The organism is Vibrio stylophorae, assembly GCF_921293875.1.
In the GTDB taxonomy this organism is placed as follows: Bacteria; Pseudomonadota; Gammaproteobacteria; order Enterobacterales; family Vibrionaceae; genus Vibrio_A; species Vibrio_A stylophorae.
Map to the genome: position 1 here is coordinate 895964 of NZ_CAKLDI010000001.1, position 13012 is coordinate 908975.

Sequence of the window (13012 nt, forward strand, 5' to 3'; positions counted from 1 at the left end):
TATTCCATGATTGAAGCGGATCGTATTATTTCAGCAGCACCTCGCATTGATGAAGAGGTGATTGACCGCGCTATTCGGCCAAAGCTATTGGCCGATTATCAAGGTCAAGATCACGTTCGTGAGCAGATGGAGATCTTTATTAAGGCTGCCCAGCTTCGTCATGAAGCGCTGGATCATCTACTGATTTTTGGTCCGCCAGGATTGGGTAAAACCACGTTGGCGAATATCGTCGCCAATGAGATGGGGGTGAATATTCGAACCACCTCTGGACCAGTGCTTGAAAAGGCGGGGGATCTGGCCGCTTTACTTACCAATCTTGAAGCCAATGACGTGCTGTTTATTGATGAAATCCATCGTCTTAGTCCAGCGGTGGAAGAGGTGCTCTATCCCGCCATGGAAGATTATCAGCTTGATATTATGATTGGCGAAGGCCCTGCAGCGCGCTCCATTAAAATTGATCTGCCACCCTTTACCTTGATTGGCGCGACGACGCGAGCAGGCTCTCTTACTTCGCCGCTTCGCGATCGTTTTGGGATTGTGCAGCGCTTGGAGTACTACAAGGTTGAGGATCTGCAATTTATTGTGGAACGTAGCGGCCGCTGCTTAAATTTGAACATGAACGAGGATGCGGCATTAGAGATTGCCCGTCGTGCCCGCGGTACGCCGCGTATTGCCAACCGACTTTTGCGTCGTGTTCGCGACTTTGCTGAGGTGAAAAACCAAGGGGTAATTGATCAGCATGTGGCTGCGCAAGCGCTAGGGATGCTTGATGTGGATCCCTGCGGTTTTGATTATATGGACCGTAAGCTACTGATGGCGATCATCGATAAATTTATGGGTGGCCCCGTGGGTTTGGATAACGTTGCCGCCGCTATTGGTGAAGAGAAAGAAACCATTGAAGATGTGCTAGAGCCTTATTTGATTCAGCAAGGCTTTTTACAGCGTACTCCGCGCGGGCGTATCGCGACGCCTCGTGCTTATCTGCATTTTGGTATCACGCAACCTGATAGCAAATAACCCATTAATCAGATCAATGCGGGAATGTCATCATTCCCGTTTTTTTGGTCGATAACCTTGCGGCTATGATGCCTGCTTCTGCTTCTGCTTCTGCTTCTGCTTCTGCTTCTGCTTCTGCTTCTGCTTCTGCTTCTGCTTCTGTAATTGCGTGCCATATTTTCTTAAATTTAAGAGATACCTTCATAAATTGTTATCGACACAATGAGGGCGAGGCATAAAGCAAAAGAAATTCATGCAAATAGCGCTGAAATTAGTATGATATAGTAGGCATTCCTTAAGTTTGGCATTGGCTTGTTGGTCAATTTAAAATTTAATTTTGCTTTTTTGTATCTAATTGATAGAAAAATAACTTGCTATTTTAACGCCATCCTCGCTTTGTAAAATCCTCCTATCAATATTTTCCTCATTAGTTCTGTAAAATAGCACAGGCCTCAAATTGATTTAGATCAAGTGTTTGGTTGAATGTCACATTTCTCTCGAGTGATTTTTGATTTTTATCATGGAAATTTGTGTGGCAAATGCTTTGCCGCTGCCTTTGAAAGGCGGTAAGATGAGGCGTAAATTGAATCGCGTTTTGTAACGGTTTTTTAACAAAAATTGGTGAGTGTGAACTTTGCGTTTACAAAAACAACCAAACTGTTATCTCCTTAACTGCTACAAAATATTTTCTTAGCTACGGTGTTTATTGATAAAGCATCTAGGCGTCAGTCAGCTGACAATTAAGGAGTCGCAATGATGAGTGAAATCGTAGAGCTGTCACGGCTGCAGTTTGCCATGACCGCCATGTATCACTTTCTATTTGTTCCCCTGACTCTGGGTATGGCATTTCTACTTGCCATTATGGAGTCGGTCTATGTAATGACCGGGAAGCAAGTCTATAAGGACATGACTAAATTCTGGGGCAAGCTATTTGGGATTAACTTCGCACTGGGCGTTGCTACCGGCTTGACCATGGAGTTCCAATTCGGGACTAACTGGTCATACTATTCACACTATGTGGGTGACATCTTTGGTGCCCCGCTCGCCATCGAAGGCTTAATGGCTTTCTTCCTTGAATCAACTTTTGTTGGCCTATTCTTCTTTGGTTGGGATCGTCTGTCTAAACGTCAACACTTGGCGGTGACATGGCTTGTGGCACTCGGCTCAAACTTCTCTGCATTGTGGATTTTGATTGCCAACGGCTGGATGCAACATCCAGTGGGCGCAGAGTTCAACTTTGAAACCATGCGTATGGAGATGGTGAGCTTTGCTGAGGTGATCTTTAACCCAGTGGCACAGGTGAAATTCGTTCACACCGTGGCTTCTGGTTACACCACTGGTGCCATGTTCATTCTTGGTATCAGCTCATACTATATGTTGAAAGGCCGTGACCTTGCGTTTGCGCGTCGCTCTTTTGCCATTGCCGCATCTTTTGGTATGGCTGCCATTCTTTCAACTATCGTGCTGGGTGATGAATCTGGCTACGAGTTGGGTGATGTGCAAAAAACCAAACTTGCAGCGATTGAAGCTGAGTGGCACACAGAGCCTGCTCCAGCTGCCTTTACTCTGGTTGGTTTCCCGAACCAAGAGACCATGGAAACCGATTATGCGATTAAGATTCCTTATTTGATGGGTATCATCGCAACGCGTTCTTTGGATACCCAAGTAACAGGTTTACGTGATCTTGTGACTGAGCATGAAGGTCGTATTCGTAATGGTATCGTTGCCTATGATTTGCTTGAGAAGCTTCGCGCTGGTGAGCGCACACCTGAAAACATCGCTGCATTTAACAATGTAAAAGATGATTTGGGTTACGGCTTCTTGCTCAAGGCTTACACCGATAAGGTGGTAGATGCTACTGACGCACAAATTCAAGCCGCAGCAAAAGATTCGATTCCACATGTTGCACCATTGTTCTGGAGCTTCCGTATCATGGTGGGCTGTGGTTTCTTGATGCTCGGTATCTTTGGCGCAGCCTTTATTCAGACTTGTCGTCACCGTATTGGTGATAAAAAATGGCTGCTTAAAGCTGCGCTATACGGCATTCCATTGCCATGGATTGCGATTGAAGCTGGTTGGTTTGTTGCCGAATATGGCCGTCAGCCATGGGCCGTAGGTGAGGTGCTGCCTGTACATCTAGCTGCATCACAGCTGGCGAAAGGCGACATCATCTTCTCCATCGTGGCGATCTGTAGCCTTTACACCTTGTTCTTAATTGCCGAACTCTACTTGATGTTCAAGTTTGCACGCCTAGGTCCAAGTAGCCTAAAAACAGGGCGTTATCACTTTGAACAAGAAGCGGCGAAGCGTCAGCAATCTGGTGCTGATCGCACAGTAGAAGCTTAATCAAGGAGAGACAGCATGTTTGATTATGAAATTTTACGCTTTATCTGGTGGGTACTGGTTGGTGTCCTACTGATTGGTTTCGCTGTGACTGATGGCTTTGATATGGGGGTGGGTGCTCTCATCCCTGTGATTGGCAAAAGTGACAATGAACGCCGCGTGATGATTAACTCAGTGGCACCGCACTGGGATGGTAACCAAGTTTGGTTGATCACCGCAGGTGGTGCACTATTTGCCGCTTGGCCTTTGGTCTACGCAACAGCGTTCTCAGGCTTCTATGTAGCGATGATTCTAACCTTGGCGGCATTATTCTTCCGTCCAATTGGTTTTGATTACCGCTCTAAAATTGAAGATCCACGCTGGCGTAACATGTGGGACTGGGGTCTGTTTGTTGGTGGTTTTGTACCACCAGTGATCTTCGGTGTTGCTTTTGGCAACCTGATGCAAGGCGTTCCGTTCCAGTTGAGTGAATTGTTGATTCCAAAATACACGGGCAGCTTCTTTGGTTTGCTTAATCCATTTGCATTGTTGTGCGGTGTGGTGAGCTTGCTGATGATTGTGACCCAAGGTGCAACTTGGCTACAGATGAAAACCACAGATGCGCTACACAGCCGTGCACGTACAGTGGCTCAACTAACTGCGCTAGGTACCGCGGTGTGCTTTGCATTGGCTGGTGTTTGGGCATATCACTTGGAAGCTTTCCGCATTGTTGGTGAGTTAGACCTAAATGCTGCATCAAACCCACTACTGAAAGAAGTCACCATGGCTAAAGGCGCGTTGTTTGATAATTTCAATGCCATGCCTGCACTGTGGATTGCGCCAGCACTGGGCGTAGTGATGCCACTACTAACAGTTGTGCTATCACGCTTTGAGCGTTGTGGTTGGAGCTTCCTGACTTCAAGCTTGGCACTTGCTGGGATTATTTTGACGGCTGGTTTTGCAATGTTCCCATTTGTGATGCCATCAATCACTTTCCCGAACCACAGCTTGACTATGTGGGATGCAACCTCAAGTCAGCTCACTTTGAGCATCATGACGATTGCGGCTGCTATCTTTGTGCCAATCATTCTTGGTTACACCACTTGGTGTTACGCCAAAATGTTTGGTCGTTTGGATAACAAGTTTATCGAAGACAATAAAACGTCATTGTACTAAGCCAAAGGAGACGAAACGATGTGGTATTTTGCATGGATTTTGGGCGTACTATTGGCTTGCTCATTTGGTATTATCAACGCACTTTGGCTAGAGCAAAGTGAAGCGATGGACAAAGACGAGCAATCTGGCAATGACGCCTAATGCCTTTACAAATCGGCTCGATGATTATCATCGAGCCATTTCTGCCTTTCCATGGCGGATAATTTCATTTATCGGCGCTACTGTATTTATGGCGCTGGTGATGTGGGATCCCGTCGCGTTTGCAGAATCGATCGGTGGTTTTAATGTGATACGTGGTATTGGCCTGATTTGGGCTGTCTGTATCGGTATGATCCACGCCGTCGGTTTTTTTCCGCAGCGCTGGTATTGGCAACTTATTTTTTCTCCTTTCATTGCATGGCCTGTGTATCTTTGCTTCACATGCCTGTACTTTTTGTAATTGGATGAAAATACTGCAAGCGGTCATAAAAGAGTGACCGCTTGCGCTATTTCTCGGCAACTACAACGCTTTCCCGCCTAGATTCTTTACCAATTATTGCCAACTTAGGTATAGTATGAGCCCAATTTACATAGGGATATCAATAGGCTTATGGCAATTCCTTCATTTTCTTGGCCGGTGCGTGTCTATTATGAAGACACAGATGCCGGAGGTGTGGTTTACCATGCCAATTACCTTAAGTTCTTTGAGCGTGCGCGAACTGAATTTTTACGCGCAAAAGGTGTCACACAAGAGCCGCTCCTAGCACAGGATATCGCTTTTGTGGTCAATCATATGTCGATTGATTTCATCCAACCCGCGCGTTTAGATGATGCGTTGGAAGTTGTTACTGAAGTAACCCATATGCGCCGAGTTGCCATTGAATTTTGTCAAACTTTGGTTAATTCTGCTGGCCAGTGCTTGTGTCGCGCCAATGTTCAGGTAGCCTGCATTAACCCCAAAAAGACCAAACCTGTTGCCATACCTACAACGATTATTGCGGAGTTGAATCGTGAATCCTGAACCAACCGGTGAACTATCCATTATCAAACTGATCTTTGAAGCCAGCTTGCTTGTGCAGTTGGTGATGTTGATTTTGGTCCTTTTTTCGATTGTCTCTTGGGCAATGATTATTAAGCGAAGCCAAGCACTCGGCGAAGCGAAGCGTCGTAGCGAGCGTTTTGATGAACGTTTTTGGTCTGGCATTGATCTTGCGCAGTTATACCAAGAAGTGAATGCACGTAGTAATCACATTACGGGCGCTGAGAAAATTTTCCACGCAGGCTTTAAAGAGTTTGCCCGTCTGCATCGTCATAATAGTCAATCACCTGAATATGTGATGGAAGGGACTAGCCGCGCCATGCGTGTTGCTTTTTCTCGTGAGGTTGAAAAGCTGGAAGCTGGCCTGCCATTTTTAGCCACCGTCGGCTCTATCAGTCCATATATCGGTCTATTTGGTACCGTATGGGGCATCATGCACTCCTTTGTTGCGCTGGGCGCAGTGAAACAAGCGACCCTAAACATGGTTGCACCAGGGATTGCAGAAGCCTTGATTGCAACTGCGATGGGTCTATTTGCGGCGATTCCTGCCGTGATGTTCTATAACCGTCTCACCGTGAAAGTGACTCATCTTGAGCATGCTTATGGCACCTTTATGGAAGAGTTCGCAAGTATTCTTCACCGCCAAGCATCCTCTGTTCAGGAGTAAGTCATGGGGTATCAATATAAGCGTCGTAAGATGACCGCAGAGATCAATGTGGTGCCCTACATCGATGTGATGTTGGTACTGCTCATTATCTTTATGGTGACAGCGCCATTTATTACCCAAGGTGTGGACGTACAACTACCCACCTCTAGTGATGCAAAAACAGCCGCAGATATTGCCGATAAAAGTGGTGAAAGTAGCTTTATTATTGTGGAAGTTTCTGCCGATGGTCGCTATCGCATCAGTATTGATGGCGGCGATAAAATCCCTGTGACTGCCCAGGAGATGGCGCTGCAAGTGAAAGCGGCTTTGTCGCTGAAACCTAAATCCAATGTGATGGTAGGTGGTGATGTAAACACCCCTTATCAAGGCATTATTGATGCACTGAATATTTTGACTCAAGCGGGTGTCGAGTCCGTGGGATTGATGACGGAGCCTGCAGCTTAAAGCATGGATAAAGACAACAATCTGACCTTTGCCATTATTCTCTCAGTATTGCTGCATGCTGGGCTGGCGCTTGCGCTGTTTTTAGCCTCTTATTTTAATGCGGAGCAAAAACATACATTGCTCGCAGGCGAGAATGTCAAAGCCGTGGTGATTTCGCGTGCTGATGTTGAGCGCCAAGCGCGTGAAATTCAGCAAAAACGAACGGCGGCAGAGCGAAAAGAGAAGGCAAGGATTAAAGAGCTTGAAAACCAATCGGCTGCTTTAGAGCAAAAACGCAAAGCGGCAGAGGAAGAAACCAAGCGCCTTGAGAAAGAGCGCCTAAAAGCAGAGCGTGATGCACGTGAAGCACAAAAGCGTAAAAAAGAACAGTTAGCGGAAGAAAAACGCGCGCAAGAAGCCGCTAAAATAGCTGAACAGAAAAGACAAAAAGAGATCGCAGTACAGCAAGCTGCGAAACAAAAAGCAGACGCAGAACGAAAAGCTGCTGAGCAAGCAAAACGTAAAGCTGAAGCTGAACAAAAAGCGGCAGAAGCAGCCAAACGTAAAGCTGAGACTGAGCGAAAAGCTGCGGAAAAAGCCAAGCGAAAAGCTGAAGCAGAGCGTAAAGCAGCAGAAAAACGCAAAGCCGAAGCTAAACGTAAAGCAGCCGAGGCTGCGCGCAAACAAAAAGAGCAAGATGCCGCACTGGCAGCCATGATGGAAGGACTCGAGACCGAGCAAGCGGGGCGAAACCAAGCGCGCGGTCAACAGGTCAACAGTGAAATTGCACGTTATGCGGCTATCTACCGTGACCTCATCATGAATAATCTCTTGATTGAAGAGCGTTTTCGCGGACAAGAATGTAAAATCCGTTTGCGATTAGCAAAGAATGGTTTGATGACGGATATGCAAGTTCGTGGTGGCAATGATTCTTTATGTCGTGCGACGCAAGCGGCCGTATATAAAGTTGGCAGCTTTCCGATGCCAAAAGATCCGAAAGTGATCGAACAACTACGCTCAATTAATTTAACCGTTGAGCCAGAGTAAGAAGGAACCACGATGTTAAAGCATTGGTTAAAACCATGGGTATTGCTGATAAGCATGTTTGCACTTCAAGCCCATGCTGAATTGGAAATCGTCATTACCAAGGGGGTTGATTCAGCGCGTCCTATTGCCGTGGTGCCATTCCAGTTTGAAGGCACCAAGCCGATGACTCAGGACATTGCGAAAATCGTCGCCATGGATCTGCAGCGCAGTGGTTACTTTAGCCCAGTGGCAACAAGTAATTTACCGCGTACTCCATATCCTGATCAGTATATTAATTTTTCCGAGTGGACTGATCGCGGTATTGACGCCATCGTCACGGGTAAAATTACCCAGCAAGCCGATGGTAACTATACCGTGCATTATCAGCTGATTGATGCGGTTCGCGGCAAAAATACCGGCGGGCAAACCACAGAAGTAGCGGCTGATGGCACTACCACTACGGTGCGTGACCATGTTCTGCTCAACAACATTGTGCGCGATTTGCCCAATAAGCAGGCGCGCACCTATGCCCACCGTATTTCGGATCTCGTGTTTGAAGAACTGACAGGCATTCGTGGGGCGTTTCGTACCCATATTGCTTATGTCGTGGTGGATGATCGCGCGCGTTATCCTTACCAATTGCGCGTTGCCGATTATGATGGTTACAACGAGCGTTTGGTGGTGCAATCGCGCGAGCCAATCATGTCACCAGCCTGGTCACCAGATGGTCGAAAATTGGCCTATGTGAGCTTTGAAAACCGCCGCTCACAGCTTTTTATTCAAGACCTCTACAGTGGCAAACGTGAATTGGTTTCATCATTTCCGCGCCACAATGGTTCGCCACAGTTCTCACCAGATGGCAGCAAGCTGGCCATGGTTTTATCTAAAAGTGGGAGCTTGCAAATCTATATTTTAGATTTAAAAACCAAGAAGTTGACCCAAGTCACGCATGGTCGTGCAAACAATACCGAAGCATTTTGGGATCCAGACGGAAAGTCTCTTATCTTCACCTCGGACCGGGGTGGTCAACCTCAAATTTATCAAGTAAATTTAGCGGACGGACAGACCCGTAGATTAACTTGGGAAGGTAGCCAGAACCAAGGCGGTCAGATTACACCTGATGGTCAATATATGGTGATGGTGAATCGTAATGCGGGTGGCTTTAATCTCGCGAAGCAAAGTCTAGACGAAAGTTCAGGCACCAGCGCTGTCCAGATTTTAACTAAGACGCTCTTAGACGAGTCACCAAGTATTGCTCCGAATGGCACTATGATTATCTATAGCTCCGTTTATGGCAAAAACAATGTGCTCTCTTTGGTGTCCATTGATGGACGTTTCAAGGCTCGCTTACCAGCAACCAATGGTCGTGTTCGCGCACCAGCATGGTCACCGTTCTTGTAACGTATCGCGTTTAAAGCAATATAAGGAAACAACATGCAACTTTCTAAATTTTTCAAGGGATTGGCGATTGCGCTACCAGTATTGGCACTAGCAGCTTGTACTAACACTGAGAAACCTGAAGAGCAGCCACCAGTGGTTGACACTCCTAAAACTGAGATTGTACAACAGCCAACTAAGCAAGAGCTTATCGAGCAACTATCTCAAACCAATACAGTATTTTTTGCATTTGACAATGCAGAAATTCAGCCAGAATATGCAAATATGCTTGCAGCGCACGCTGATTTTTTGAAAGCATATCCAGATGTGAATGTTATCATTGAAGGTCACGCTGATGAGCGCGGCACCCCTGAGTACAATGTTGCCCTTGGCGAGCGCCGTGCAAAAGCCGTTGTTGCATACCTTCAAAGCCTCGGTGTACCAAGTGCGCAGCTTTCAATCGTAAGCTATGGTGAATTGAAGCCGCTAGTTCTAGGTCAAGGCGATGCAGCATACGCGAAAAACCGTCGCGGTGTGATTGCATACTAATCGACGATTAGGCAAAAAGATGAAAAGTAACAAAAGACAGCCGCTTGTCTTGGCGTTACTGATGAGTGCGGCGACCCCTGTGGTCGCCGCACCAGCACCGGTTACGGATGTAACAGGAACGTCAGGCTCAAGCCTTGAGCGCATTGAGCGCTTATTGGAAGCGCGCAATCAAGTTCAACTTGATATGCAGCGTCAACTACAACAGCTTTCCGGCGAAGTGGATCAGCTTCGTGGTATGGTTGAGCAGAACTCTTACCAACTGAAACAAGTGGTGGATCGTCAGCGCGATCTCTACCGTGAGTTGGATCAGCTCAGCCAACAAGCGCCAGCGGCAGCAGCAAAAACTGAAACGCCAGCGGGTAACTACAGCAGTAACTTGTCGGAAAATGAATCCTATGACCATGCGGTTGCATTGGTGCTTGAGAAAAAAGATTTTGATGGTGCAATTCAGGCCTTTAATCAATTTCTAAAGGATTATCCAAAATCAAGCTACAGCAGTAACGCGCACTACTGGTTAGGGCAAATTTACTTTGCCAAAGGTCAGGGGCAGTCTGCGGTTGCGCACTTCCAATCCGTGGTTAATGATGCGCAATCATCCAAACGTGCTGATTCATTATTGAAGCTGGGTTTGATTTATCGCAGTAGTGATAAAGGCAAAGCCAAACAATATTTACAGCAAGTGGTCAGCCAATATCCAGAAAGTGCCACAGCAAAACAAGCAAAAGAAGCGCTCGCTAAACTGAAATAGTGTTGAGTCATTCATTTGCAGCAGGATAGATGGTAAATTTGAGTACAAAATACTGGATAGGTTTATCTAGTATTTTGAATTTTTAAGCCGAATATCGGTGTAGAATAGTGAGCGTTACAAGCGAACTGATTGATGCTTGCAACGAATCGCGTTTAAAGGAATACAAGGAAATATCATGCAACTTTCTAAATTTTTTAAGGGCCTAGCGATTGCGCTACCAGTAATGACGCTTGCAGCTTGTTCAACAACTGAAGATACAACTGCAACTGGCACAACTGAAAACACTGAGCAAGTGACAATTGTTGAAGAGTCAGTTGTACCAACTGAAGCGGAAATGATTGCTGAATTGTCTCAAACCAACACTGTATTCTTTGCGTTCGATAACGCAGAAATTCAACCTGAGTATGCAAACATGCTTGCTGCACACGCTGAATTTTTGAAAGCTTATCCAAACGTAAATGTGACTGTTGAAGGTCACGCAGATGAGCGCGGTACGCCTGAGTACAACATCGCACTTGGCGAGCGTCGTGCAAAAGCAGTTGTTGCCTACCTACAAAGCCTAGGTGTTCCAAGCGCGCAGCTTTCTATCGTTAGCTACGGTGAAGAGAAACCACTCGTTCTTGGTCAAAATGCAAAAGCTTACGCGCAAAACCGTCGCGCAGTAATCGTATACTAATTGCGTATTGAACAATTGAATGAATGTAATGCCTATCCATGGGATGAGGGATTGCAAAAAAACGGTGGCCTGAGGGTCACCGTTTTTGTTTAAACTTGCTGAACTAGCGTGCCTTGCGCAAGGTGCCACGCATTGATGTCGCCTGAACATGAAAGGGGAAATTTGTCGGTAAAACCACCGAGATGGTGAAATTCGCGCCTGAGGCAGTGTATAATCGCACGAGCATCGCTAAAGACCATAGGCAAAGGAATGAGCCAGCACATAGTACCAGCACCATCGCAAACGATTTACCCATTTCCACCAAAACCCGCCAAGCTATCTGAGCAGCAAAAAGCAGAACATATCACCGATATTAAGCGTCTTTTGCTCGAGAAAAATGCAGTTTTAGTTGCCCACTACTACACCGATCCTGAGATTCAAGCGCTTGCCGAAGCTACTGGTGGCTGCGTGGCTGATTCTTTGGAAATGGCGCGTTTTGGTAACGAGCATCCTGCGACCACTTTAATTGTGGCTGGGGTTCGCTTTATGGGGGAAACGGCAAAAATACTAACCCCAGAAAAAACGGTGCTGATGCCAGATTTAGGCGCTGAATGCTCCTTAGATTTGGGCTGTCCTGAAGCGGCGTTCACTGCATTTTGTGATGCGCATCCAGAGCATACCGTGGTGGTTTATGCCAACACTTCTGCAGCGGTTAAAGCGCGCGCAGATTGGATCGTGACTTCAAGCATTGCCCTTGAAATTGTCGAACATCTAGATAGTGAAGAGAAATCGATTATCTGGGGGCCAGATCGCCATCTAGGTAGCTATATAGCAAAACAAACGGGCGCCGACATGCTGCTTTGGCAAGGTGAGTGTGTGGTGCATGATGAATTCTCGGCCAAAGCATTGCGTGAGATGAAAGCGCTACATCCGGATGCTGCCATTTTGGTTCACCCAGAATCGCCAGCCAGTGTGGTGCAAATGGCGGATGCGGTTGGCTCAACCAGCCAGCTCATTGCTGCGGCTAAAGCACTGCCGCAACAAAAGCTGATTGTAGCCACGGATAAAGGCATCTTCTATAAAATGCAGCAAGCGGTGCCTGAAAAAACATTGTATGAAGCGCCAACGGCGGGTAATGGCGCGACTTGTCGAAGCTGTGCGCACTGTCCTTGGATGGCAATGAATGGTCTTAAGGCGATTCAAACAGCGCTTGAGCAGGGTGGTGTGGCGCATGAAATCCATGTTGATGCCAAGCTTCGCGATAAAGCTTTAGTGCCACTTAATCGCATGCTCAACTTTGCAGCTGAACTTAAAATGAAGGTGCAGGGCAACGCCTAAGGTTTTCTCCTCGATAACTTATTTGCATAAAAAAACCGAAGCACAGGCTTCGGTTTTTTTGTGGATGGCTGATGCGATTATTGGTCGCTATCTTGCGCTGCGTCCACCAATTGCTGCCCAAGATAGGTCAGGCCATTGAGCAGCTCTGGCGTGGATTGAAAGAGCTCGTGGAACTGCTCATCCACATTTTCAATGCCTTGGCTTACCAGCTCGTTAATTGCAGCCTGAGGCTCACAAAACAGGCTAAAGGCGAGTAAGCAACCGCCCACCATTTGGTTGGTGGCTTCGCTTTCACCAATGAGGTTATACCAATCATCTTGGCAAATCTGCCAGCCTTGCAAAAAGCCTTCAGCAAAGGCTTGGGTTTCATCGTTGATCAAGGCTTCTTCATCTAAGGCGCAGCTTTCTGGCCACTGCCATTGTCCCTGAAGCAATGTGGCGCGATTTTCATTCCACAATTGCACGATAAGGTTGGCAAACTGCTCAAGCGCTTCACTGGAGGTAAAAGGGGATTGCTCCTCGCCGCCCCATAGTAGAGAAAACCACTCCTGTGGATCAATAGGATGCGGCGCGCAAGCCAGTGCGGTGATCACCCCGTGAATTTGCGATTCGGAAAGCAGCTGTTGTTGTAATTCTGGTTGCTGAACAAAGTCAGAAAGTGTGGTCATGGGATAACTCATTCACAAAATGTTGCGCTAAGTGTAACAGGGCACGGGT

General features: G+C 46.8%; 16 protein-coding genes. 14 read left to right on the forward strand and 2 right to left on the reverse strand.

Going from position 1 to position 13012, the window contains the following annotated elements; genetic code table 11:
• Positions 1–6 precede the first annotated feature (6 nt).
• Positions 7–1017, forward strand: coding sequence for a Holliday junction branch migration DNA helicase RuvB (gene ruvB / locus L9P36_RS04125; RefSeq protein WP_237465175.1), 1011 nt, complete (start codon positions 7–9; stop codon positions 1015–1017).
• Between the two features lie 13 nt (positions 1018–1030).
• On the opposite strand, the gene L9P36_RS04130 is transcribed toward ruvB, so the two are convergent.
• Positions 1031–1201, reverse strand: a complete 171-nt coding sequence (locus L9P36_RS04130; protein WP_237465177.1) for a hypothetical protein — start codon at positions 1199–1201, stop codon at positions 1031–1033.
• Positions 1202–1752: 551 nt separating this feature from the next.
• On the opposite strand from L9P36_RS04130, the gene cydA reads away from it, so the two are divergent.
• The 13 genes from cydA (at position 1753) to nadA (ending at position 12295) form a co-directional block, all read left to right on the forward strand.
• The gene (cydA, locus tag L9P36_RS04135) at positions 1753–3342 is read left to right on the forward strand and encodes a cytochrome ubiquinol oxidase subunit I (protein ID WP_237465179.1); all 1590 of its coding nucleotides are present in this window, start codon (positions 1753–1755) and stop codon (positions 3340–3342) included.
• Between the two features lie 15 nt (positions 3343–3357).
• Positions 3358–4494, forward strand: a complete 1137-nt coding sequence (cydB, locus tag L9P36_RS04140; RefSeq protein ID WP_237465181.1) for a cytochrome d ubiquinol oxidase subunit II — start codon at positions 3358–3360, stop codon at positions 4492–4494.
• Between the two features lie 18 nt (positions 4495–4512).
• Entirely contained in the window at positions 4513–4635 is a 123-nt protein-coding gene (cydX, locus tag L9P36_RS04145; RefSeq protein WP_237465183.1) for a cytochrome bd-I oxidase subunit CydX, read from the forward strand.
• Entirely contained in the window at positions 4625–4933 is a 309-nt protein-coding gene (locus L9P36_RS04150) for a cyd operon YbgE family protein (RefSeq protein WP_237465185.1), read from the forward strand. The genes cydX and L9P36_RS04150 overlap by 11 nt, the downstream gene beginning before the upstream one ends.
• A 150-nt stretch (positions 4934–5083) precedes the next feature.
• Positions 5084–5494, forward strand: coding sequence for a tol-pal system-associated acyl-CoA thioesterase (gene ybgC, locus L9P36_RS04155; RefSeq protein WP_237465186.1), 411 nt, complete (start codon positions 5084–5086; stop codon positions 5492–5494).
• Positions 5484–6179, forward strand: a complete 696-nt coding sequence (tolQ, locus tag L9P36_RS04160; protein ID WP_237465187.1) for a protein TolQ — start codon at positions 5484–5486, stop codon at positions 6177–6179. The genes ybgC and tolQ overlap by 11 nt, the downstream gene beginning before the upstream one ends.
• Positions 6180–6182: 3 nt before the next feature.
• Positions 6183–6623, forward strand: a complete 441-nt coding sequence (gene tolR / locus L9P36_RS04165) for a protein TolR (protein ID WP_237465188.1) — start codon at positions 6183–6185, stop codon at positions 6621–6623.
• 3 nt (positions 6624–6626) lie between these two features.
• Positions 6627–7649, forward strand: a complete 1023-nt coding sequence (gene tolA, locus L9P36_RS04170; protein WP_237465189.1) for a cell envelope integrity protein TolA — start codon at positions 6627–6629, stop codon at positions 7647–7649.
• A gap of 12 nt (positions 7650–7661) precedes the next feature.
• Complete coding sequence (gene tolB / locus L9P36_RS04175) at positions 7662–9029, forward strand: Tol-Pal system beta propeller repeat protein TolB (RefSeq protein ID WP_237465190.1); 1368 nt, start codon at positions 7662–7664, stop codon at positions 9027–9029.
• A 33-nt stretch (positions 9030–9062) separates the two neighbouring features.
• The gene (gene pal, locus L9P36_RS04180) at positions 9063–9554 is read left to right on the forward strand and encodes a peptidoglycan-associated lipoprotein Pal (RefSeq protein WP_237465191.1); all 492 of its coding nucleotides are present in this window, start codon (positions 9063–9065) and stop codon (positions 9552–9554) included.
• Between the two features lie 19 nt (positions 9555–9573).
• Positions 9574–10302 carry a tol-pal system protein YbgF gene (gene ybgF, locus L9P36_RS04185; protein ID WP_237465192.1) on the forward strand — a complete coding sequence of 243 codons (729 nt, stop codon included), beginning with the start codon at positions 9574–9576 and terminating at the stop codon, positions 10300–10302.
• 175 nt (positions 10303–10477) lie between these two features.
• The gene (gene pal, locus L9P36_RS04190) at positions 10478–10978 is read left to right on the forward strand and encodes a peptidoglycan-associated lipoprotein Pal (RefSeq protein ID WP_237465193.1); all 501 of its coding nucleotides are present in this window, start codon (positions 10478–10480) and stop codon (positions 10976–10978) included.
• 249 nt (positions 10979–11227) lie between these two features.
• Positions 11228–12295 carry a quinolinate synthase NadA gene (nadA, locus tag L9P36_RS04195; RefSeq protein ID WP_237465194.1) on the forward strand — a complete coding sequence of 356 codons (1068 nt, stop codon included), beginning with the start codon at positions 11228–11230 and terminating at the stop codon, positions 12293–12295.
• A gap of 77 nt (positions 12296–12372) precedes the next feature.
• On the opposite strand, the gene L9P36_RS04200 is transcribed toward nadA, so the two are convergent.
• Complete coding sequence (locus L9P36_RS04200) at positions 12373–12963, reverse strand: UPF0149 family protein (protein ID WP_237465195.1); 591 nt, start codon at positions 12961–12963, stop codon at positions 12373–12375.
• Positions 12964–13012: the final 49 nt, after the last annotated feature.

Bases quoted from the DNA above. Each gene is read 5' to 3' on its own strand.
- ruvB (WP_237465175.1), top strand. From the start codon at position 7: ATGATTGAAGCGGATCGTATTATTTCAGCAGCACCTCGCATTGATGAA.
- L9P36_RS04130 (WP_237465177.1), bottom strand. From the start codon at position 1,201: ATGAAGGTATCTCTTAAATTTAAGAAAATATGGCACGCAATTACAGAA.
- cydA (WP_237465179.1), top strand. From the start codon at position 1,753: ATGAGTGAAATCGTAGAGCTGTCACGGCTGCAGTTTGCCATGACCGCC.
- cydB (WP_237465181.1), top strand. From the start codon at position 3,358: ATGTTTGATTATGAAATTTTACGCTTTATCTGGTGGGTACTGGTTGGT.
- cydX (WP_237465183.1), top strand. From the start codon at position 4,513: ATGTGGTATTTTGCATGGATTTTGGGCGTACTATTGGCTTGCTCATTT.
- L9P36_RS04150 (WP_237465185.1), top strand. From the start codon at position 4,625: ATGACGCCTAATGCCTTTACAAATCGGCTCGATGATTATCATCGAGCC.
- ybgC (WP_237465186.1), top strand. From the start codon at position 5,084: ATGGCAATTCCTTCATTTTCTTGGCCGGTGCGTGTCTATTATGAAGAC.
- tolR (WP_237465188.1), top strand. From the start codon at position 6,183: ATGGGGTATCAATATAAGCGTCGTAAGATGACCGCAGAGATCAATGTG.
- tolA (WP_237465189.1), top strand. From the start codon at position 6,627: ATGGATAAAGACAACAATCTGACCTTTGCCATTATTCTCTCAGTATTG.
- tolB (WP_237465190.1), top strand. From the start codon at position 7,662: ATGTTAAAGCATTGGTTAAAACCATGGGTATTGCTGATAAGCATGTTT.
- pal (WP_237465191.1), top strand. From the start codon at position 9,063: ATGCAACTTTCTAAATTTTTCAAGGGATTGGCGATTGCGCTACCAGTA.
- ybgF (WP_237465192.1), top strand. From the start codon at position 9,574: ATGAAAAGTAACAAAAGACAGCCGCTTGTCTTGGCGTTACTGATGAGT.
- pal (WP_237465193.1), top strand. From the start codon at position 10,478: ATGCAACTTTCTAAATTTTTTAAGGGCCTAGCGATTGCGCTACCAGTA.
- nadA (WP_237465194.1), top strand. From the start codon at position 11,228: ATGAGCCAGCACATAGTACCAGCACCATCGCAAACGATTTACCCATTT.
- L9P36_RS04200 (WP_237465195.1), bottom strand. From the start codon at position 12,963: ATGACCACACTTTCTGACTTTGTTCAGCAACCAGAATTACAACAACAG.